This is a genomic window from Knoellia sp. Soil729 (assembly GCF_001427985.1).
Classification (GTDB): Bacteria; Actinomycetota; Actinomycetes; order Actinomycetales; family Dermatophilaceae; genus Knoellia.
In genome coordinates, this window is record NZ_LMSA01000003.1 from 438,151 (window position 1) to 458,510 (window position 20,360).

Below are 20,360 nucleotides of genomic sequence, written 5' to 3' on the forward strand. Positions count from 1 at the left end.
ATCAGTGGCGCAGGGGCTGGTCCGAACTGGCCGAACGGGCAATCAGTGGAACGGGGGTGGGTCAGAGGGAGATGATCGCGGCGCCGGCCAGCGCGAAGCCGACGCCCACCTGCTGCACCAGCCGCAGCCGCTCCTTGATCAGCACCCGGGCGAGCAGGATCGTCGCGACGGGGTACAGCGACCCCAGGACGGCGGCGATGCTCACCTGACCGCGGGAGGAGGCGGTCGCGAAGAGGGCGTTGGCCAGCAGGTCGGCCGAGCCGATGAGCGCGAGCGGGACGAGGTCAGTGCGGGAGGCACCGCCCACCGAGCGCAACATGATGGCCGCGATCGCAAACAGGCTGACCGAGGTGAGCCGCATCCCCCACAGCGTCATCAGCAGCGACTCGCGCGAGCCGCGGTCGATCGAGAAGAGCGCCAGCCCGAAGCAGATCGCCGCTACCCCCGCCAGCACCACCGGACGTGGCGACACGGCCCCTGTCACCTCTGGTCCGGAGGCGAGGACGATGCCGAGGACCGCGACCGCGATGCCCACCCACACCCATGACGACGGCGTCTCACCCGAGGCGACGCCGAGCCCGACCGGCACGAGCACTCCCATGGAAGCGATGGGGGCCACGACGCCCATGGTGCCGCTCGCCAGCGCGGTGTAGAAGGCGACGAGCCCGCTGGCCCCGCAGAGGCCGGCCACGACAGCCCACGGCACCCAGGGCCCCCACTCGACCGGGTGCCCCGTCGTGACTCGCACGAGCACCACGCAGCAGAGCAGGAGGAACGCCAGTCCCTGGGTGAGGCCCACGACCGCGACGGCGGGCAGCCGCTTGGTCATGGTGCCGCCGAAGTAGTCGGACGTCCCCCACACGGCCGAGGAGGCGAGGGCGAGGAGGGAGAGCACGCCCGCAGCCTAGGGGTGCACCGGGCCGGCGAACCCTCGGCGTGGCCTCACTCCCGAAACCAGCGCACCGGCATACCCTCAGTAGGTGGCAACACGCTCCCTTCCCGGCCGCGAGTCCCCGGAGTTCACCGAGGCTCTCGAGGCCCTCCGGCACGCTCGGTTGCGCCCCGAGGTGCGCATCACCGAGGTGCCCGCCCCGCAGCGGATCGCTCCCTACGCCGTGGCGCTCACCGCGGACGTCCTCGGCGCGGCCGACGACGAGGATGAGCTGGCCTCCGGGCGTTTCGTGCTGCTCCACGACCCCTCGGCTCCCGAACCCTGGGGTGGCGAGTGGCGGGCCGTCACCTTTGCCCGCGCCGAGCTCGAGCCCGAGCTGGCCTCCGACCCGCTGCTGGGCGAAGTGGGCTGGTCCTGGCTCGTCGACGCCCTGGGCAACCGTGGCGTGAACGCCATCGCCGAGGCCGGCACCGTGACCCGCGTCGTGAGCCAGAGCTTCGCCGGACTCGCCGACCGCCCCGCGAGCGTCGAGATGGAGGTGCGCGCGTCGTGGACGCCCGTGGGTCCCGACGCCGGTCTGCACCTTCTCGCCTGGTCCGACCTGCTGTGCACCATCGCTGGGCTGCCTCCCCTGCCCGAGGGCGTCGTCGCCCTCCCCGGGCCTCGCCGCTGACATGACCGACACCACCTCCGCCTCGACCGAGGACGCAGCGATCGAAGACTCCGCGACCGAGGACGCCGCACCCGCCGCCGTCGAGGAGCCGACCCTCCCCCCGCCGACCCCGCTCAACGAGCCGGCCGACGGAACCCCCGACGTCGTCGAGACCGAGCGCGGCCTCACCGAGGCCGCCCAGGCCATCGCCGCCGGTGAGGGACCGGTCGCCGTGGACGCCGAGCGAGCCTCGGGCTACCGCTACGGCCAGCGCGCCTACCTCATCCAGGTGCGCCGCGAAGGCTCAGGCACGTGGCTCATCGACCCGATCGCCTGCCCCGACCTCACGCCCCTCAACGACGCCATCGGTCGCGCCGAGTGGATCCTGCACGCCGCCACCCAGGACCTCGCCTGCCTCGCCGAGGTCGGTCTGCGCCCCCGCCAGCTCTTCGACACCGAGCTCGGCGCCCGCCTGCTCGGGCTGCCTCGCGTGGGGCTGGCCGCCGTGGTCGAGCACTACCTCGGTCTCGCGCTGGCCAAGGAGCACTCGGCGGTCGACTGGTCGACCCGGCCGCTGCCCGAGCCGTGGCTGCGCTACGCCGCCCTCGACGTCGAGGTGCTCACCGAGCTGCGCAACCTCATGGGCGTCGACCTCGCCCGCCAACAGAAGTCCGAGTGGGCCCGCCAGGAGTTCGACGCGCTGCTCGACTGGGCGCCCACCGAGCGGGTGGACCCCTGGCGTCGCACCAGCGGGCTCAACACCATCCGCAGCCGCCGCGGCGTCGCGGTCCTGCGTGAGCTCTGGTACGCCCGCGACGACATCGCCCGCGACCGTGACACCTCGCCCGGGCGCATCCTGCCCGACGCCTCCCTCGTCGCCATCGCGACCGAGGCGCCGACATCACCGGGCGACCTCCCGAGCGGCCACCGGGCCATCACGCGCTACGGCCGCCAGTGGATGGCGGCAGTCAAGCGCGCCAACGCCATCGACGAGGCTGACCTCCCGCCCCGCACCATCCGCTCCGACGGGCCCCCGCCCGCGCGGTCCTGGGCAGACAAGGACCCCGTCGCCGCTGCCCGGCTGAACGACACGCGGGCCGAGCTCGCGACCTTCGCCGAGGAACGCTCCATCCCCCTCGAGAACGTCGTCTCCCCCGACCCGCTGCGCCGCGTCGTCTGGCGCCCGCCGGTCACACGCGACGAGGACGGTTTCATCGAGGCGCTGCGCGGCCATGGGGTGCGCCGTTGGCAGGCCGAGATCGTCGCCCCGATGCTCGTGCGGGCCTTCGAGACCCACCCCGACGCCGACTGACACCAGCGGGGCACACAGCACACGCCGGTATGCCGTCCGCACGCTGTGCGTCGACGCTCTGGCTTGCGTTATCTCATATCTGACATATTCTGGATTCCATGACTGAGTCCAGCTACCTCACCCGGATCGGCACCCTCATCAGGGACGCACGACGCCACCACGGCCTCACCCAGAGCGAGCTCGCCGACAAGCTCGGCACCAGCCAGAGCGCCGTCGCGCGCATCGAGCAGGGCCGTCAGAACCTCAGCCTCGAGATGCTCGCCCGCGTCGGCGAGACCCTCGGCAGCGAGTTCGTCTCCCTCGGCCACAGCGGCCCCCAGCACCTGCGGATCGTCGGCGGCGCCAAGCTGTCCGGCTCGATCCCCGTCAAGACCTCCAAGAACGCGGCCGTCGGCCTGCTCTGCGCCGCCCTGCTCAACAAGGGCCGCACCACCTTGCGCAACCTGGCCCGCATCGAGGAGGTCAACCGGATCATCGAGGTGCTCACCTCGATGGGTGTCAAGGTGCGCTGGCTCCCCGACAGCAGCGACCTCGAGATCATCCCGCCGGCCACGCTCGACCTCGACTCGATCGACATCGCGGCTGCTCGGCGCACCCGCACCGTGATCATGTTCCTCGGCCCACTGCTGCACCAGTTCGACACGTTCTCGCTCCCCTACGCCGGCGGCTGCGACCTCGGCACGCGCACCGTCGAGCCGCACCTCGCCACCCTCAAGTCGTTCGGCCTGGACGTCGCGGCCACCCACGGCTCCTACGAGGCCAAGGTCGACAAGACGACGCGCCCCGAGAAGCCCATCGTCCTCACGGAGCGTGGCGACACCGTCACCGAGAACGTCCTCTTCGCCGCTGCCCTGCACCCGGGAACGACCGTCATCCGCAACGCGTCCTCGAACTACATGGTCCAGGACGTCTGCTTCTTCCTCGAGCGCCTCGGCGTCCAGATCGAGGGCATCGGCACGACGACCCTCACCGTCACCGGGTGCGAGAGCATCGACATCGACGTCGACTACTCCCCCAGCGAGGACCCGATCGAGGCCATGAGCCTCATCGCCGCCGCCGTCGTCACCGAGTCCTCGATCACCATCGAGCGCGCCCCGATCGAGTTCCTCGAGATCGAGCTCGCCACCCTCGAGGGCATGGGTCTGCAGTACGAGATTACCGAGGAGTACCTCGCCAAGAACGGCCACACGCGCCTCGCCGACATCACGATCCTCCCGAGCAGGCTCACGGCCCCGATCGACAAGATCGCGCCGATGCCCTTCCCCGGCCTCAACATCGACAACCTGCCGTTCTTCGCGCTCATCGCCGCGTGCGCCGAGGGCACGACGATGATCCATGACTGGGTCTACGAGAACCGCGCCATCTATCTCACCGAGCTGACCAAGGTCGGAGCCCAGGTGCAGCTGCTCGACCCGCACCGCGTGATGATCACCGGCAAGACGCCCAAGTGGCGCCCGGCCGAGGTCATGTGCCCGCCGGCACTGCGACCCGGTGTGGTCGTGCTGCTCGCGATGCTCGCCGCCAACGGCACCTCCGTGCTGCGCAACGTCTATGTCATCAACCGCGGCTACGAGGACCTCGCCGAGCGGCTCAACGCTCTCGGCGCCACCATCGAGATCTTCCGCGACATCTGAGCATTGGTGACCGACTGGAGCGACCTGCGCCGCTGGCCCGACGTCGAGGCCTCCAACCTCCAGGCCTGGGACGCCAGTGACTCGCTGATCCTCGACGAGGCCGGGGAGCTGCCGGACGATGTCGTCGTCATCGGCGACCGCCACGGTGCCCTGACCCTCGGAGCTCTCGAGGCAGGGGCATCGCGGGTGCGCGTGCACCAGGACGGCATCCTCGGTGAGCGCGCGCTGCTCGCGAATGCCGCCCGCCGGGGGCTCGAACCATCCGGTATGCCGTTCGCCCACCACCCGCTCGACGCGTCACTTGTCGACGGGGCGCGACTCGTGCTGCTCCAGCTGCCCCGATCGCTGGACGAGCTCGACGAGATCGCCCAGCTGGTCGCCGCACATGCCCACCCCGAGGTTCGGGTCGTCGCCGGAGGCCGCGTCAAGCACATGTCACGCTCGATGAACGACGTTCTTGCACAGTCGTTCTCACACGTCCAGGCGAGTCTGGCCAAGCAGAAGTCACGGGTCCTCCACGCGGCCCAGCCGCGCGGTGGGATCACGTCGACATGGCCGCACGAGCAGCGGCACGACGACGTGGGCCTCACCATCGCGGCGCACGGCGGGGTCTTCGCCGGCTCAGGCATCGACATCGGCACCCGGCTCCTGCTCGACCACATCCCCAACATGCGGGCCGCCGAGCAGGCCATCGACCTCGCCTCGGGCAACGGCGTCGTCGCTGCGGCCCTCGCCCTCGCCCGCCCCGACCTGCGGGTCCTTGCCACCGACCAGTCAGCCGCAGCCGTCGCCTCGACCAAGGCAACAGCCGCAGCCAACGGCGTGAGCGACCGCATCGACGTCGTGCGCGCCGACGGGCTCGAGACCGTCGACACTGCGACGGCCCAGCTCGTCGTGCTCAACCCGCCCTTCCACGTCGGTGCCGCAGTCCACACCGGCCTGGCCGAACGCCTCTTCGCCGACGCTGCGCGCGCACTGGAACCCGGCGGCGAACTCTGGGTCGTGTGGAACACCCCCCTGAACTACCGCCCGATCCTCGACAAGCTCATCGGCTCCACCAAACAAGTCCAACGCACGACCAAGTTCACCGTCACCAGCAGCCGCAAGCGCACCTGACGAGGGGCAGGAAGCGGGAGGCGGTCCGTCAGAGCACGCGTGTGTCGATTCGCCGCTGGCTGGGCCTGGCGGGAGCCGTGAGCGCGCCCAGCGCGCGAGCGGCGGATGGAACTGCGGCGAATCGATGCACGTGTGCGACGCGTCCTGCGGGCGACGACCAGCAAGAGAGGACTCAGTGAGCGGTCCACCCACCATCCATCGTGAACGACGAGCCGGTGATGGAGTTCGACGAGGGGCCGCACAGGAAGGCGACGAGGTCCGCGACCTCGGGTGGCTCAATGAGCCGTTTGATGGCGACCGGGGTCAGCATCACCTTCTCGAGGACGTCGGACTCCGCTATGCCGTGGGCGTGCGCCTGGTCGGCGATCTGCTTCTCCACCAGCGGAGTTCGCACATAGGCCGGGTTGATGCAGTTGCTCGTCACGCCCTTGTCGCCGGCCTCGAGGGCGACGACCTTGCTCAGCCCCTCGAGCCCGTGCTTGGCCGAGACATAGGCCGACTTGAACTCGCTGGCCCGTAGGCCGTGCACGGACGAGACGTTGACCACGCGACCCCACCCGGCGGCATACATGTGGGGAAGGCAGGCACGCACGAGCCGGAACGGCGAGAGCAGCATGATCCGGTGGATGCGTTCGAACTGCTCCACGGGGAAGTCCTGGACCGGCGCGACGTGCTGGATGCCCGCGTTGTTGACGAGGATGTCGACGTCCCTGGGCAGGGAGGCATGGGCGTCGAGGTCCGACAGGTCCATCACCCAGGGAGTCACACGCTCGGCACCCAAGCGCTCGACCAGCGTGGCCAGCGCATCGCCGTCGATGTCGACAGCGTGGACGTGCGCACCCTCTGCCGCCAGGCGGTCGACGACAGCGGCTCCGATCCCGCTGGCGGCCCCCGTCACCAGCGCGGTACGGCCCTCAAGCATTGCGCCCACCCCGGCTGCGAAGTCGGGTCACGAGGTCGGCGACCGTGCCCCAGATGCCCTTGCGGAAGAGCAGGACGATGAGGATGAAGATCGACCCGGTGATGATGCCGATGCCCTCGAAGCCCGAGGACGCGAGCTGGTCCTCCAGCAGCACGACGACCGCGGCGCCGAGCGGACCACCCCACAGGGTGCCGATGCCGCCGAGGACGGTGATGAGGACGACCTTCCCCGAGGTCTGCCAGGCGAGCTCCTGCAGCGAGGCGAACCCGTGGCTCACCGAGAAGACTCCCCCGGCGAGGCCGGCGATACCGGCGGAGATCACGAAGACCATGATCTTGTAGCGCTCGACGTCGTAGCCGAGCGCCCGGGCGCGAGCAGGGTTGTCGCGGATCGCGAGGAGGACCCGGCCGAAGGGCGAGGACACGGTCCGCCACGCGATGAAGGCCCCGAGCAGGATGAGCGGCAGTGCGGCGTAGTAGAAGTAGAACGAGTCGGTCTCCACCTGGTCGATCCCGAAGAAGGTCTTGGGGATGCCCTGGAGTCCGTTCTCACCGCCGGTGATGGCGCTGGCCTGGTTGGCGATGAAGTAGAGCATCTGCGCGAAGGCGAGAGTCACCATGGCGAAGTAGATGCCAGTCCGGCGCACCGCCAGATACCCCGTGGGGACGGCGATCACCATGGCGGCCACCGCTCCACCGAGGACCGCGACGTAGAACGGCACGCCGGCTTGGGTCGCGATGTAGCCGGTGGTGTAGGCGGACATGCCCCAGAAGGCGGCGTGGCCGAAGCTCAGCAGCCCGGTGAAGCCCAGGAGGAGGTCCACCGAGATGGCGAACAGGCCCCAGGCGAGGATGTCCATCGCCACCGGCGGGTAGATGTACCACGGCAGGGCGAGGACGACGAGGAGGGCGAGCAGCAGGAGGCCGGCGCGGAGGAACGGGTTGACCCGGCGCTCCGGGCCGGATGAGGCTGCCGTCTGGACGCGCGCGGTGTCCGTGAGCTGGGCGCTCATGCGGCTTCCTCCCTTCCGAAGAGTCCGGCCGGGCGGATGAGAACGACCGCAGCCATGAGAACGAAGATGAGGACCTGGGACAGCTGCCCGTAGTAGCCCTGGCCGTAGGCCTCCACGAGGCCCACGAGGAACCCGGCGACGACCGCGCCGAGGATCGACCCGAGGCCGCCGATGACGACGATCGCGAACAGGATGATGATGAAGTTGGTCCCCATGTCGGCGTTGATCGCGCGGTAGGGGGCCGCCAGCACACCGGACAGTCCGGCCAGCGCGATCCCGAAGCCGAAGACCGGCGTCACCCAGCGGGCGACGTTGATGCCGAGGGCGCGGGAGCGCTCCGGGTCCTCCGTGGCCGCCCGGACGATCATGCCGACGCGGGTCTTGGTGAGGATCATCCACACGGCGAGGCAGACGAGGACCGCGAACGCCGCAGCAAACATCTGGTAGACCGAGAGGTCGACGGAGCCGAACGAGACGCGACCGGTCAGGCCTGCCGGCACCTCGTACTTGAGCGACGAGACGCCGAACTGGCGCTTCATGATGTCGACGGTGAGCAGCGTGAGCCCGAAGGTCAGCAGGAAGTTGTAGAGCGGGTCGAGCTTGAGCAGCCACTGCACGAGCAGCCGTTCGACGAGGACACCGATGACGAACATGATCACGGGGACGATCACGAGCGCGGGCCAGAAGCCCAGGCCGAAGTGCTGCAGGAGCAGGGCGGAGATCATCGCGCCGAGCATGTAGCAGGCACCGTGGCTGAAGTTCACCACGCCGAGCACGCCGAAGATCACCGCCAGCCCGAGCGCTGCGAGCGCGTAGAACCCTCCGGCCGCGAGGCCTTGAAGGGTGTACTGCAGGAACTGGGTCACCGGTCGTCCCTCTCTCGTTTCGTTCGGTGGCTCACCCGGTCCCGTATGCCGTCCGCCCAGGGCGCGCGGACGGCATACGGTCGGGTTGTGGGTCGCCGACGGACTACCCCGTCGGCGACGAGGTCACATCGTGCAGGTGCCGCTCGGGGCTGCGTAGGCGTTGGCGGCCGGGATCGTCTTGACGATCTTTTCGTAGTCCCAGTCCTCCTTGACCTCTGCCTTGCTCTTGACCTCTGCCAGGTAGACGTCGTGGGTGACGTTGTGGTCGGCCGCCCGGACCTCGCCGTTGCGCAGGAAGACGTCGTTGATCTTCTTGCCCTCGAGCTCCTTGACGACGGCGTCGGCGTCATCGGTGCCGGCCGCCTGGATCGCCTCGAGGTAGTTGAGCGCTGCGGAGTAGTTGCCCGCGTGCGCGAAGCTCGGGCGGGTCTGGGTCTTCTCCTGGAAGCGGTCGGCCCACTTGCGGTTCTGGTCGTCGAAGTTCCAGTACCAGGCGTCGGTGAACTGGGTGCCCTGGAACTGGTCGACACCCAGGGAGTGGATGTCGGTGATGAACATCAGCCCAACGGCCAGCTGCGTCTTGCCCTGCAGCCCGGCCTGGTTGAACTGCTTGACGAAGTTCACGAGGTCGCCACCGGCGGCCATGATGCCCATGACGTCGGGCTTGCTCGACTCCGCCTTGGTGATGAACGTCGCGAAGTTGTCGTTGGGGAACGGCGTCGCGATCGACTGCTGCACCTTGCCGTCGGCCTTCTCGACGGCCGCCGTGAACGACTTGTTCATGTCCTGGCCGAAGGCGTAGTCCGGGTAGACGATCGACCAGTTCTTGCCGCCGCCCTCCACGATGCCCCCGGCCGTACCTGCCGCCAGCATGGCGGTGTCGTAGGCCCAGTGGAACGTGTACTTGTTGCACTGTGCGCCGGTCAGGGCCGTCGTGCCGGCACCGATGTTGATGTAGACCTTCTTCTTCGCCTTGGCCTGGGTGGCGACGGCGAGACCCGCGGAGGACGTGGGCACGTCGAGGATGATGTCGGCCTTGTCGCGGTCGTACATCTCCTGCGCCTTGGAGTTGGCGATGTCCGGCTTGTTCTGGTGGTCGGCCATGACGATCTCGATCTTCTTGGCCACCGCCTTGTCGCCGTACTTGGCCTTGTAGTCGTCGATGGCCATCTGGATGGCGACCTTCGAGTTGGGGCCGGACAGGTCCTTGTAGACGCCGGACTGGTCGTTGAGCAGCCCCAGGACGACCTTGTCGTCGCTGATCTTGCCGCCGTCGGACGACGGTCCTCCGCCGGCGGAGCTGCCGCACGCGCTGAGAACGAGCCCTGAGCTGGCGACCAAGGCCGCCAGGCTGATCATCTTGGTGTGTCGCATGTCCCCTCCTGGGGTGTGTATGCCGTGCCCGGCGGATCGATGTTCCGGTGAAGTGTTCGTGTGGTCGTGCGTGCTGGGAAGTGCTTCTTGGGGGTGCTGCTTCGGGGACGTGGCCAGGGATGCGGTCACATGCCGAGGTGCTCGAGCAGGTCCGTTGTGCGGGTCTGGAACTCGGCGTTGTCGAGGCTCTCGACGACCTCGCCCTGGGCGAGGAGGTTGTGGCGGTCGGCGACCGTCGACGCGAACTTCACGTTCTGCTCGACGAGCAGGACGGCGACACCCTGCGCCTTGATGTCGCGGATGATCTGGCCGATCTGGTTGACGATGACCGGCGCCAGGCCCTCACTGGGTTCGTCGAGGAGCAGCAGGCGTGAGCCGGCGCGCAGCGGACGAGCCATGGCGAGCATCTGCTGTTCTCCGCCGGACAGCTTGGTCCCGGGGAAGTCGCGTCGCTCGTGCAGCACCGGGAACTGCTCGTAGATCTGCTCCAGGCTCCATGCCGCAGCCTTGTCGACGACCGGCGGGAGGGCGAGGTTCTCGGCGACCGTGAGGGTGGCATAGATGCCGCGGTCGTCGGGCACCCAACCGAGACCGAGGCGAGCCCGCTTGTCCGCGGACTTCCCGTCCAGGCTGGTTCCGTCCAGCGTCACGGATCCCCGAGTTCCCTTGTGCAGGCCCATGATCGAGCGCAGCAGGGTGGTCTTGCCGGCTCCGTTGCGACCGACGAGGGTGACGACCTCGCCGGCGGCGACGTCGAGCGAGACATCGCGCAGGGCCTGCGCCTCACCGTAGAACGCCGACAGAGAGTCGACCGTGAGCAGTGCGTCACTCATGCGTGTCTCCGGTCTCTCCGAGGTATGCCGTGATGACCTTCTCGTCCTTCCTCACCTCGTCGTACGTGCCCTCCGCGAGGACCTCACCCGACTGCAGGACCGTCACCCGGTCGGCGAGTGAGCCGACGACGTGCATGTTGTGGTCGACGAAGACGACCGAGCGGCCATCGGAGACCTGCTTGACGAGGTCGATGGTGCGGTCGACGTCCTCCAGGCCCATGCCGGCCGTGGGCTCGTCGAGCAGCAGCAGCTCGGGGTCGTTGGCGATGGCCAGGGCGATCTCGAGGGCCCGCTTCTGTCCGTAGGCCAGCGACCCTGCGGTGACGCCCGCACGGTCGGCCAGGCCGACCTGTGACAGCAGCTCCATGGCGCGGGCCTTGAACTGGCCGAGCCGCTTGCGCGAGCTCCAGAACCGGTAGCCCAGTCCCGTGGGTGAGGCCAGGGCGAGCTCGAGGTGCTCGATGAGCGTCATCTGCTCGAAGAGGCTCGTGATCTGGAACGAGCGCGCCACCCCCAGGTGCGCGATCTGCTCCGGCTGCTGGCCCGCGATGTCCTTGCCGCGCAGGAGGATCTGTCCCGATGTCGGGGTGAGGAACCCGGTGAGCAGGTTGAAGAGCGTGGTCTTGCCGGCCCCGTTGGGTCCGACGAGTGCATGGACCGTTCCCTGCGCCACGTCGAGGTTCACGGCGTTGACGGCGGTGAACCCCCGGAAGTCCTTGGTCAGGTCGACGGTTCGCAGGGCGGACGTCGCCGCTGCCGCCGACGCGGACGCGGATTGCGTCGTCGATGGGCTAGGGCTCACCAGCACCTCCTCGTGCTCCGCGGTGCAGGACATCTGCACGCGGTGAAGCCTCACCATAGGACGAGCCCTGCGAGGCCCACATGGTGTGGTGCCCCATGGTCTGGTTGCGCTCATGGTGCGCAAGGACATGCCCCCCGCGCTGTGCGCGCCTAGGATCGGCCTCATGCACGATGACGTGGACGCGGGTACCCGCCTGCTCGAGCTGCTCGCCTCCGGCGCGTCGGCCGCCGATCTCGCCGCGCTCGACGTCGACCCCCATGCTCGCGACCTGGCCATCCGGATCAGTGGTGCTTTCGACGTGCAGCGTCGGCGCGAGCAGCAGCTGGCGGCGCTCGTCGACACCGCCGGCGAGCTGGCCTCCATGAGCGACCCGTCGGTCGTGCTCGACGCGATCGTCCGACGCGCCCGGGCGCTCATGGGCACGGACGTCGCCTACCTCACCCTGTTCGACCACGACCGCGGCGACACCTACATGCGGGCGACCGCCGGCTCGGTCTCTGCCCAGTTCCAGGTCGTCCGCCTCGCCTTCGGAGCGGGGCTCGGTGGGCTGGTCGCGCAGTCGCACAAGCCCTACTGGACGGCCGACTACTTCGCCGACGCGCGCTTCCGGCACACCCACCTGATCGACGGAGCCGTGGGTGACGAGGGCCTCGTCGCGATCTGTGGCACTCCCCTCATCGTCAAGGACGAGTTCGTCGGGGTGCTGTTCGCGTCCAACCGCACGCCTCGCCCGTTCACCCACGACGAGGTGGCGCTCCTGGGCTCGCTCGCCGCCCTGGCGGCCGTCACCATCGTGCAGGTGCGTGCGGTGGAGGAGTCGTCGCGCACGCTGGCCGCGCTCTCCGAGGCCACAGAGCGCGCCAGCCAGTACGCCGCCGGTATCGAACGCGCCGCCGCGGCGCACGACCGCTTCGCAGAGATCGTCCTCGAGGGCGGTGGTGTCGACGACCTCACCGAGGCTCTCATCCAGCTCCTCGGCGGATGGGCCCTGCTGTTGGACCCCGACGGTGCGCCGCGGAGCATCGCCGGCGAGGCGCCGCCCACCGGCGACAGGTTGCTCGAGCTCCAGAGGCGCGTCGAGGGCGGCGTCGACGGCAGGCGCCTCTCCCGCATCGGCGACGCCTGGGTCATCGGCATCGCCGCTGCCGGCGAGCCGATCGGGTGCCTCGTCATCGGGGACGTCTCGGCGATGGACGACTCCGACGAGCGGACCGTCGAGCGGGCGGCCGTGGTCACCGCCCTGGTCCTCCTCGGCGAACGCAACCGCGCGGAGGCACGCCAGCAGCAGCGCACCGACCTCGTCTCCGGGCTGGTGAGCGGACACGCCGACCTCGGACTCCTCCTGCCCGCCGCGCGCTCGCTCGGGCTCGACCTGCGTGAGCCCACCTGCCTGCTCGCCGTCGTCGGCGCCGACACGGCCACACCCCGCTCGCTGGTGCTCGCCGTCAACGCCGCACTCGGTGGACAGGGTCTCGTCGGAGAGGTGGAGGGCCATGTGGTCGCGCTGGTCCCCGGAGGTGAAGCCGGTTCTGCCGCAGGCGATCTGGCGCATCGACTCTCTCGGAGTCACTGCGTGACGGTCGGGGCAGCGGGACCGGTGAGCGAGGTCAGGGGCACGCTCGGTGCCGACCTCCAGGCGGCCCACACCGAGGCCATCCGGACAGCTGAGGCGCTGGTGGCACTGGGCCGCAAGGGAGACGGCGCGGCCGCAGCAGACCTGGGATTCGCGGGCCTCATCGTGGGCACCAAACCCGAGGTGACGGCATACGTGCAGTCGGTCCTCGGACCGCTGGACGACTACGACGGCGCGCGGGGCACCGACCTCGTCGGGACGCTCGAGGCCTACTTCCTCGCCGGGTCGAGTCCGCGGCACGCGGCGACAAGGCTGCACGTCCACACCAACACGGTCGCCCAGCGGCTCGAACGGATCACGCGGCTCGTCGGCGACGGCTGGCAGTCACCCGAGCGTGCGCTCGAGCTGCAGCTCGCGCTGCGCCTGCGTCACCTCATCGCGAGCTGACGATCCACCGCGTCGGCGAGGCGCGTGATGGCCGACGCCTCGAGGATCACCGAGTAGTGGTTCGTGTCCGGGACCCGCGTCGTGCGCAGGGCGGTGGGTAGCTGCAATGCGCGCAGACGGCTCTCGTCGTACAGACCCTGCGGCTCGTCGAGCAGCCCTCGCTCGGCCCACAGCAGCTCGGTGTCGACGCCCTGCTCGACCGCCCGCTGCACCGCCGCAAGGGTGTCGGGGTCCGCCAGCACGTCGCGCCCGTCGGCTCGGACCGCTTCGAGCACACAGCTCGAGCGCCAGCCCTCACCGGACTGGACGAGGTCGTGGTCGAGGTAGTGGCGCAGCCACGGCCCCACGGGTCCGGCGAGCAGGGGGCCGACGGCCGGATGGCGTCGCCAGAACGCGAGGTGGTCGGCCGGTGAGTCGAACACCATCGACAGCCGCGTCATCGCCGGACCGATGACGGCAGCCAGGGCTGCGTCGACGTCCTGGCCCGAGGGCGCAGGGAAGCCGAGGCCCCCGTCGACAAGTACCAGCCCGCGGTATCGGCCGGGGTCCTTGGCCGCGGCGGAGGCGGCGACGAAGGCGCCCATCGAGTGCCCGACGAGGACCGGGTGGCCTCCGAAGGCCGAGACGATGGCGGAGGTGTCCGCGGCGTGGGCGCTGATCCCCCACGGCCCGGGCACGTCGCGGCTGGCCGCTCTCCCCCGCAGGTCGGGTGCGAGCACCCGGATGCCGTCCACTCCATGGCGTCGGACGAGCTCGTCCGCGAGGACCTGCCAGGCCAGCCCGTTGGCCGTGATGCCGTGCAGGGCGAGGACGACCGGCACGTCGGAACGGGTTGCCCCGGGGGTGAGGTCGTGCACCGCCAGGGTGCCGGTGTCCACCTCCACGGTGAAGGCCGGTTCAACTCTCACTGGCACACCTCACCTCCGGGCCGCTGGATGCTGCCCCAGGCGAGCACCGTATGCCGCCCGCCCACCTCCGCTCATGGGCTCTCGCCCCACATCCGGACGCGTGAGGTGTGTCTTGGTCTCCGCCCGCGCGACAGTCCGAGATGGCTAGCTGCGGTTGGCCGCCACCCACGCGTCGATGGCTTCGAGCACGGTGTCCGTGACGCTGTGCTTCGGGACGAAGCCCAACAGGTCGTGCGCCTTCTCCATGGAGAACAGCGGGGCGCGGCCGATGTGGTCGAGAGTGAGATCGGCGTTCTCTCGGCCCAGGCGGGAAGCGAACTCGCTCCACGGCACGAACTCCAGCTTCGGCTCGTGGCCGAAGTGGCGGGCGACCAGCTCGGCGTATCCGCGCAGGGTGAGCGCCTGGGTGCAGACGCTGTTGAAGCTCTGGCCGACGGCTCTGTCGGGCTGGTCGAGGCACGCGAGATGGAGGTCTGCGACGTCCTCCGCGTGCACGTGGTGGATGGTCTCTCCACCACGGTCAGGCAGCAGGCACGAACCGTCGGCTCGGAGGGCATCGATGACAGCGGGGTCGAGGTTGCCCGCCGGACCGATGGGCAACCACCCCGGTCCGCTGATGTGGCCGGGATGCACCACTGTGGCGCGCACGCGGTCCTGGCTCATGAGGTGTCGCTCGATCGCGAGCTTGTTGATGCCGTACTCGCCGTACGGGTGCTTGGGAGCATCCTCGGTGGTGGGGACGACCGTGCTTGCGCCGTAGGACCAGACGGACCCCGTGGAGATGAGGTGCTGGCCGTCCAGTGCCTCGGTCAGCTGGTGCGCCTGCGCCGGCGTGAAGCACATCAGGTCCAGCACCGCTTCGGGCTTCAGATCTGCGATTGTCGTGCCGAAAGCGCCGTCGGCCTCGGCGGCCTCGCGGTCGCACGGCACCATATGCACGTGGTTCCACGCCCCGTCGTCACGATAGGGGCGGCGCATGCCGCGGCTGATCACGGTCACGTCGTGCCCGTCCCGTACCAGCGCGGGGACGAGGTGCGTGCCGATGTGTCCAGTGCCTCCGATGACGACCACTCGCATCCCTGGAGCCTATGAGTCCACGGTCGGCAGAGGGAGGTGAAAAGGGGGTCGAATCCACCGCGCGACGACCGACCAGCCACACGCCCTAGCCATGGTCGGGCAACCCGAGAGCGGCATGGCTTGTCGTGTACTCACCGATGGGCGCTGGACCATTGAAAGCCGCGTCACACCGCCCATATTGACGCGAGGCAACAGGCTATGCACCGAATACAGCAATGGCCCGGGTGCGATCGAGCGCGACCCTTGACCCCCACCGGGCAGAGTCCAGAACGCATCGGCGCGCCTGCGTACGATGCCGGCGCCCATGTGCTACAGAGGAGGATGGCTGGACCGGCCCCCTGGTGCGGTGGGACGTGTCGACCTGGTGTCAGTGCCGCCACCTAAATTCAAATCCGCATCTCAGGGGCGTCTGGGCTGACGTGACGCGGACGTGGCCGCACGAGCTGAACGGGGAGAACGACTTGCTATACCGCCGACCAAAAGCGCTGGCACCACCCGGTCCACCGCACTATGCGGTGCCGGCGCACGTGCCCGCCAACTTGGTCCCGGTAGGTGACGAACTTGCCAGGCTCGAGGAAAGCGCACGGTGGTCATCCCAGACACAGTTCGAGGCGGCCAAGGCGTGGCAGCGGTGGAACTTCCGCCTCGGCGTTCCCGCCAGCGTCTTCGGCCTCTTCAGCGGCGGTGCCGCCTTCCTCGACTCGTTCCCCCGATGGGTAGTCGGGACCGGTGCGCTCGTGGGCGCCGCCCTGGCCGGCATCATGACCGTCCTCGCCGCTGAACGACGCGCGCAGCGGGGCAAGACGTGCGCGAACACCTTCCATGACATTCAGGACGATGCACGTCGTCTGCTGCTCATCGACCTCGCCACACTGACCCCGGACGAGGCCCGAACCCAGCTGACCTCGCTGACCGACCGGTACTCCGAGACTCGTCACGCGGCCGATGCCCCGAACCGGCGTGCGTACAACCGAGCGTCGAAGAATATTCGCGAAGGCGGACAGCAGTTCGCCGTCGACACGACCAACCACAATCGCCAGGCCCGGCCCACGAAGCCAGGGCACCCAGATACTGACTCACCCAAGGACGCCTGACATGGCCGAGCTCGCCACTTCCTTCGCCACCGCACAGTCGAACGTTGAACCGAGCGACGACGACTGGGACAACGCCCCTGAGGCGCACGACGCCATCAACAAGGTCCTCGCCGCCGACGAGACCCTGAAAGGCTGGGGTATCAACCCGATCCTTATCGGGTCCTACGGTCGCCGCGTCTCCATCCGACGCGTGTACGACATCGACATGTTCTGCCGCCTGGACGACTACCCGGAAGGTGTCAGCGCGCAGGACGTCCTCGACCAGGTGTACGCCGTTCTGGTGGCCGAGTACCACAAGGACGCGGTGACCCTTGAAGATCGCTCCGTCACCGTGCTCGTCCCCGACGCGGATGGCCTGTACGTCGACGTCGTCCCAGCCCGCAAGTCGGGAACCGTGTGGGAGATTCCCACTGACGACGGCGATTGGGTCGTCACCAACCCAGTCGTGATGTCCGAGTTGAAGGAGGCGAAGAACGCCAACTTCGACGAGATGTACGTCCCGTGCGTGAAGCTGCTGCGGCAGGCGCGGCGCAACCTCCTCGGTACCGCCAAGCCCGGTGGCTTCGCCGTGGAGATGGCGCTGTACACCGCGTGCGATGAGGCACAGGTCAACCCCTCTGCATCGATGGCCGAGCTGTTCACAACGGCCCTGGAGGGGGTCGCCGACGTATTCCGCCGCATGGCGGACGAAGGGTTTGCCATCCCCGACCCGTCCATGCCAGGCGAAGAAATGACGTTCGACCCCGACGCAGACTTCGACACCGCCCGGGACAAGTTCACCACCGCCGCCGCGGACGCCCGCGAAGCGTATGCAATGGACGAGGATCAGGCAGGCAAGGCCGCGCTGCTCCTGCAGGGAATCCTCGGCAGCAACGACGACTTCGAAAACGTGTTTCCGATGCCGTCCGGGTACGACGACGACGGCAACAGGACGACGTCGGACCGCAGCGCAGGTTCCCGCAGCGCGACCGCAGGCACTCTGCGCTTTGGCTGACCCAGAGACCACCACCACAGACGCTGGGACCGACGACGGCGCCGCGACGAGCGATGCGGCGGACGCGGCCCTCGCCCGCTGGTGCGAGTTCGTCGCGGCCAGGCGAGAGGCGTTCCTCAACGGGCTTGTACAGCGGGGTCTTCGCCTCGTCGAGGACCGCTCGGACGGCCCCACCAGCAACGCCACCCTGCGAAACCCCCGCATCACCGTCACCATCGTCGACGGGTTCCCGTACACGCCCCCCAAGGTCCGCGCCAACGAGTTTGTAACCCGCTCGTGGCACCGTGAAAGCGACGGACACCTGTGCCTGTACGCCCCGCACGACCACAACGGTCAGCCCTGGCTCGACCCGGCGAAGTTCATGGCACGCGTCGACGAATGGTTCAGCAAGAATGACGCCGACTGGCCCGACGACCCCCCAGCCCTGGACCTTGAGGCCTACATGAACCTGCCCGTCGAAGGCCGGTTCGTTCTGTACCACGACCTCAGCGAGCACCTCGACAGCTACATCCAGATGCGCCTCGACCGCAACCTCATCCACATCGACAGTGCGGGACATGTGCCAAAGAAGAGTCGCAAGGGACTGCTCAGCGGGTATGTGACCGACATCGGTGACGTGGACACGCCGCCAGCCGACTGGAACGACCTGGTCGCGTCCACCTCGGCCCCGACCAAGATCCGCACCGCGATGCAGCGCGACCGTCTCGACGTCCTCCTCGTGCAGTACCATCGCGGCACCCATACCGGTGTCCTAGCCATCACGTTCAAGCCGACCGAGCCCGGCGGCCCCCCACGCCCACACCTGGCGTTCTCCGGCGCCACCGACGACGCCGCCATGCGGCTCCGGTCCGGCGCAACCGCCAACTCCTTGGAGGACAAACACGTCTACATCGTCGGCGTCGGCGCCCTCGGCTCACACATCGCAGACGGACTCTCCCGCGCAGGCATTGGCCACCTCACCGTGCGGGACCACGACATTTACAAGCCTGGCAACGCCACCCGGCACCTGGTCACCACCACCGCGCTCGCCGGGACGTTCAAGGCCACGGCTGTCAAAGCCGTCCTCGACACCCGCCCGTACAACCGTGCCAACGTCACCAGCTCCATCGACCCCCTCACCAGCCCGGTCGAAGCTGCCACTCTCCTGCTCAGCGACGCCCTTCTCGTCGACGCCACCGCCGACGACTCCGTTACCTGTCTATTCGAGGAGGCCGCCACCGAGCTCGGGCGCCGCTTCGTCACCACCTGCGTACAGAACGAAGGCCGCACCCTGCGCGTAGACATCGTGCCCCCGCTCGACGGGGCGGCGCCTCAGCCCGCGACCACACTGCAGCCCCCACGGGCCCCGGAGGTATTCGAAGCCGGATGTGGCGTCCCAATCTCTCCCACAGCGCCACACGCTGTTACCGAGGCGGCCGCCATCGCAGTACGGCACATCATCGGTCTCCTCACCGACCGCCCGCTGGACACCGCCGGAGAATTGCGCGAACTTCCATGACCACCGGCCACGAACCCGGGCACGCGAACCCGGGGCCACAGGTGCTGCTGAGCGCCCAAGCCCGCGACGCGCTCCGCGCAGCCGGACGCGCATCCCGCACCCGAGAACGCGGCGGCATCCTCGTCGGGTACATGGAGGGCCGCACCATTGTCGTCGAGGACGCCCTCACCGTGCCGGATCCGCGCGCCAACCGCACCGCGTACGTGCGGAGACCGGGCCCAGCCAAAGAAGTCCTAGACAACTACCTACGCCACACGGACGCGCTGGCCGGCTACGTCGGCGAATGGCACACGCACCCGGAACCGGCACAACCCAGCCCCATGGACCACGCGGCCATGCGCGCTATGACCCGACGAAACCAATACCCCGTCGCCATGGTGGTGGCCGCCCTCCGGCCCGGCGGCACCGTGCAGTTCCACGCTCTGCTTGGCCAGCCTGACACGTGGCCACACCGCCTAGCGGGAAACCACATCTCCGTGCCCGTGACTCACACGTGAGTCCACTCCCATACCCGAACTGAGCCTTGTAACGATGGCTGCGTGCTTCCGCCGCGAGTCGCCGACTACCCGTCAGCCGTTTCGACTGATGCACGTTACGTTCTCCGGTCCTACGCTGGCTGGATGCTCGACCTGGCCGCTATCGACGTTGACGAGATCGCCAACGCTCTGGCAGATCAGACCGACTACGAGTATCGATGGTTGATCGACCCGATAACGGGCGAGGTCGCTTTCTGGACCAGTGACCTGGGCATCGATGGTGAGAACCCGATCGAGCTCGACGAGCTGGACCTGATCGTGATCGATCCCCTCCCGCCTCACGTCTGGTACCAGGACATGGTCGACTTTGCCGACGGCATCAGCGACCGCGGGGCAGGGGAGCGCCTGCGCCGCTCACTGGAGGGCAAGGGCGCCTTCCGGCGCTTCAAGAATGCGCTGTACCAGGGACACCCTGAGTTGGTCTCGGCCTGGCACACCCTGCGGGATGCCAGAGCACGGGTCCGGGCCGTCCAGTGGCTGGCAGACCAAGGGCTTATCGACGAAGACGCCGCCCAAGGGTTCCAGCGAAACCACCCCGAACCCACCCTGCCGTGAGGCCGAGCAACACGGAGTCCGGCCTGATCCGCGTCGTTCTACCTGCTGGCGACTCGAACGATCCGACGCTGAGGTCTCGAGACACGAAGTCGGCACCCCGCGGCACTAGGAATCGCACGAGGCGCATCGCGGCAAATGAGTGCGTTCGCTGCGTTGCTAACGCGGCCTGACGGCATCATCAACCCGTGAGAGTCTTGATGCGCGTCGCCGCAGCGGCCTTGGTTGGGTTCTTGGTCGGCTGCTCGGGCAACGATGCATCCCAC

19 protein-coding genes are annotated in these 20,360 nt (G+C 68.8%); 10 read left to right on the top strand and 9 right to left on the bottom strand.

Annotated features, from left to right (window positions below):
- Positions 1 to 61: 61 nt before the first annotated feature.
- Positions 62 to 895, bottom strand: a complete 834-nt coding sequence (locus ASG74_RS13845; protein ID WP_056144626.1) for a DMT family transporter — start codon at positions 893 to 895, stop codon at positions 62 to 64.
- An 85-nt stretch (positions 896 to 980) separates the two neighbouring features.
- On the opposite strand from ASG74_RS13845, the gene ASG74_RS13850 reads away from it, so the two are divergent.
- The 4 genes from ASG74_RS13850 to ASG74_RS13865 all read left to right on the top strand — a co-directional run bounded on the left by ASG74_RS13850 (position 981) and on the right by ASG74_RS13865 (position 5,606).
- Positions 981 to 1,565: a DUF3000 domain-containing protein gene (locus ASG74_RS13850; RefSeq protein ID WP_056144629.1), complete on the top strand. Its 585-nt coding sequence runs from the start codon at positions 981 to 983 to the stop codon at positions 1,563 to 1,565.
- A 1-nt stretch (position 1,566) separates the two neighbouring features.
- Positions 1,567 to 2,856, top strand: a complete 1,290-nt coding sequence (locus ASG74_RS13855) for an HRDC domain-containing protein (protein ID WP_056144632.1) — start codon at positions 1,567 to 1,569, stop codon at positions 2,854 to 2,856.
- A 98-nt stretch (positions 2,857 to 2,954) separates the two neighbouring features.
- The gene (locus ASG74_RS13860) at positions 2,955 to 4,490 is read left to right on the top strand and encodes a helix-turn-helix domain-containing protein (protein ID WP_056144635.1); all 1,536 of its coding nucleotides are present in this window, start codon (positions 2,955 to 2,957) and stop codon (positions 4,488 to 4,490) included.
- Positions 4,491 to 4,493: 3 nt separating this feature from the next.
- The gene (locus ASG74_RS13865; RefSeq protein WP_056144638.1) at positions 4,494 to 5,606 is read left to right on the top strand and encodes a class I SAM-dependent methyltransferase; all 1,113 of its coding nucleotides are present in this window, start codon (positions 4,494 to 4,496) and stop codon (positions 5,604 to 5,606) included.
- A gap of 172 nt (positions 5,607 to 5,778) precedes the next feature.
- Here ASG74_RS13865 and ASG74_RS13870 read toward each other — a convergent pair whose 3' ends face one another.
- The 6 genes from ASG74_RS13870 to ASG74_RS13895 form a co-directional block, all read right to left on the bottom strand.
- Positions 5,779 to 6,528, bottom strand: coding sequence for a 3-hydroxybutyrate dehydrogenase (locus ASG74_RS13870; protein WP_056144641.1), 750 nt, complete (start codon positions 6,526 to 6,528; stop codon positions 5,779 to 5,781).
- Positions 6,521 to 7,540, bottom strand: coding sequence for a branched-chain amino acid ABC transporter permease (locus tag ASG74_RS13875; protein ID WP_056144643.1), 1,020 nt, complete (start codon positions 7,538 to 7,540; stop codon positions 6,521 to 6,523). The genes ASG74_RS13870 and ASG74_RS13875 overlap by 8 nt, the downstream gene beginning before the upstream one ends.
- On the bottom strand, positions 7,537 to 8,406 hold the full coding sequence (locus tag ASG74_RS13880) for a branched-chain amino acid ABC transporter permease (RefSeq protein WP_056144646.1): 870 nt from the start codon (positions 8,404 to 8,406) through the stop codon (positions 7,537 to 7,539). The genes ASG74_RS13875 and ASG74_RS13880 overlap by 4 nt, the downstream gene beginning before the upstream one ends.
- Before the next feature lie 123 nt (positions 8,407 to 8,529).
- Positions 8,530 to 9,780, bottom strand: coding sequence for an ABC transporter substrate-binding protein (locus ASG74_RS13885; RefSeq protein ID WP_056144649.1), 1,251 nt, complete (start codon positions 9,778 to 9,780; stop codon positions 8,530 to 8,532).
- A gap of 125 nt (positions 9,781 to 9,905) precedes the next feature.
- Positions 9,906 to 10,613 carry an ABC transporter ATP-binding protein gene (locus ASG74_RS13890; protein ID WP_056144652.1) on the bottom strand — a complete coding sequence of 236 codons (708 nt, stop codon included), beginning with the start codon at positions 10,611 to 10,613 and terminating at the stop codon, positions 9,906 to 9,908.
- Entirely contained in the window at positions 10,606 to 11,415 is an 810-nt protein-coding gene (locus ASG74_RS13895; RefSeq protein ID WP_235498977.1) for an ABC transporter ATP-binding protein, read from the bottom strand. Before ASG74_RS13895 ends, ASG74_RS13890 begins: the two co-directional genes overlap by 8 nt.
- 163 nt (positions 11,416 to 11,578) lie before the next feature.
- On the opposite strand from ASG74_RS13895, the gene ASG74_RS13900 reads away from it, so the two are divergent.
- Entirely contained in the window at positions 11,579 to 13,435 is a 1,857-nt protein-coding gene (locus ASG74_RS13900) for a helix-turn-helix domain-containing protein (protein WP_056144655.1), read from the top strand.
- Here the strand turns inward: ASG74_RS13900 and ASG74_RS13905 are convergent.
- Together ASG74_RS13905 and ASG74_RS13910 are read right to left on the bottom strand one after the other, a co-directional pair.
- Positions 13,417 to 14,343, bottom strand: coding sequence for an alpha/beta hydrolase (locus tag ASG74_RS13905; protein ID WP_056144658.1), 927 nt, complete (start codon positions 14,341 to 14,343; stop codon positions 13,417 to 13,419). The two genes, ASG74_RS13900 and ASG74_RS13905, sit on opposite strands and share 19 nt — an antisense overlap.
- Before the next feature lie 144 nt (positions 14,344 to 14,487).
- The gene (locus tag ASG74_RS13910) at positions 14,488 to 15,420 is read right to left on the bottom strand and encodes an NAD-dependent epimerase/dehydratase family protein (protein ID WP_056144661.1); all 933 of its coding nucleotides are present in this window, start codon (positions 15,418 to 15,420) and stop codon (positions 14,488 to 14,490) included.
- Between the two features lie 515 nt (positions 15,421 to 15,935).
- Here ASG74_RS13910 and ASG74_RS17245 point away from each other — a divergent pair.
- From ASG74_RS17245 to ASG74_RS13935, 5 genes are all read left to right on the top strand, one after another.
- Positions 15,936 to 16,514, top strand: a complete 579-nt coding sequence (locus ASG74_RS17245) for an SLATT domain-containing protein (protein ID WP_162252805.1) — start codon at positions 15,936 to 15,938, stop codon at positions 16,512 to 16,514.
- 1 nt (position 16,515) lies between these two features.
- Positions 16,516 to 17,508: an SMODS domain-containing nucleotidyltransferase gene (locus tag ASG74_RS17340; RefSeq protein ID WP_056144667.1), complete on the top strand. Its 993-nt coding sequence runs from the start codon at positions 16,516 to 16,518 to the stop codon at positions 17,506 to 17,508.
- A gap of 361 nt (positions 17,509 to 17,869) precedes the next feature.
- The gene (locus ASG74_RS17840) at positions 17,870 to 19,006 is read left to right on the top strand and encodes a ThiF family adenylyltransferase (RefSeq protein WP_162252806.1); all 1,137 of its coding nucleotides are present in this window, start codon (positions 17,870 to 17,872) and stop codon (positions 19,004 to 19,006) included.
- Positions 19,003 to 19,503, top strand: coding sequence for a Mov34/MPN/PAD-1 family protein (locus tag ASG74_RS13930; protein WP_156465404.1), 501 nt, complete (start codon positions 19,003 to 19,005; stop codon positions 19,501 to 19,503). Before ASG74_RS17840 ends, ASG74_RS13930 begins: the two co-directional genes overlap by 4 nt.
- A 123-nt stretch (positions 19,504 to 19,626) precedes the next feature.
- Complete coding sequence (locus ASG74_RS13935) at positions 19,627 to 20,097, top strand: UPF0158 family protein (protein WP_056144671.1); 471 nt, start codon at positions 19,627 to 19,629, stop codon at positions 20,095 to 20,097.
- The last annotated feature ends 263 nt before the right edge of the window (positions 20,098 to 20,360 follow it).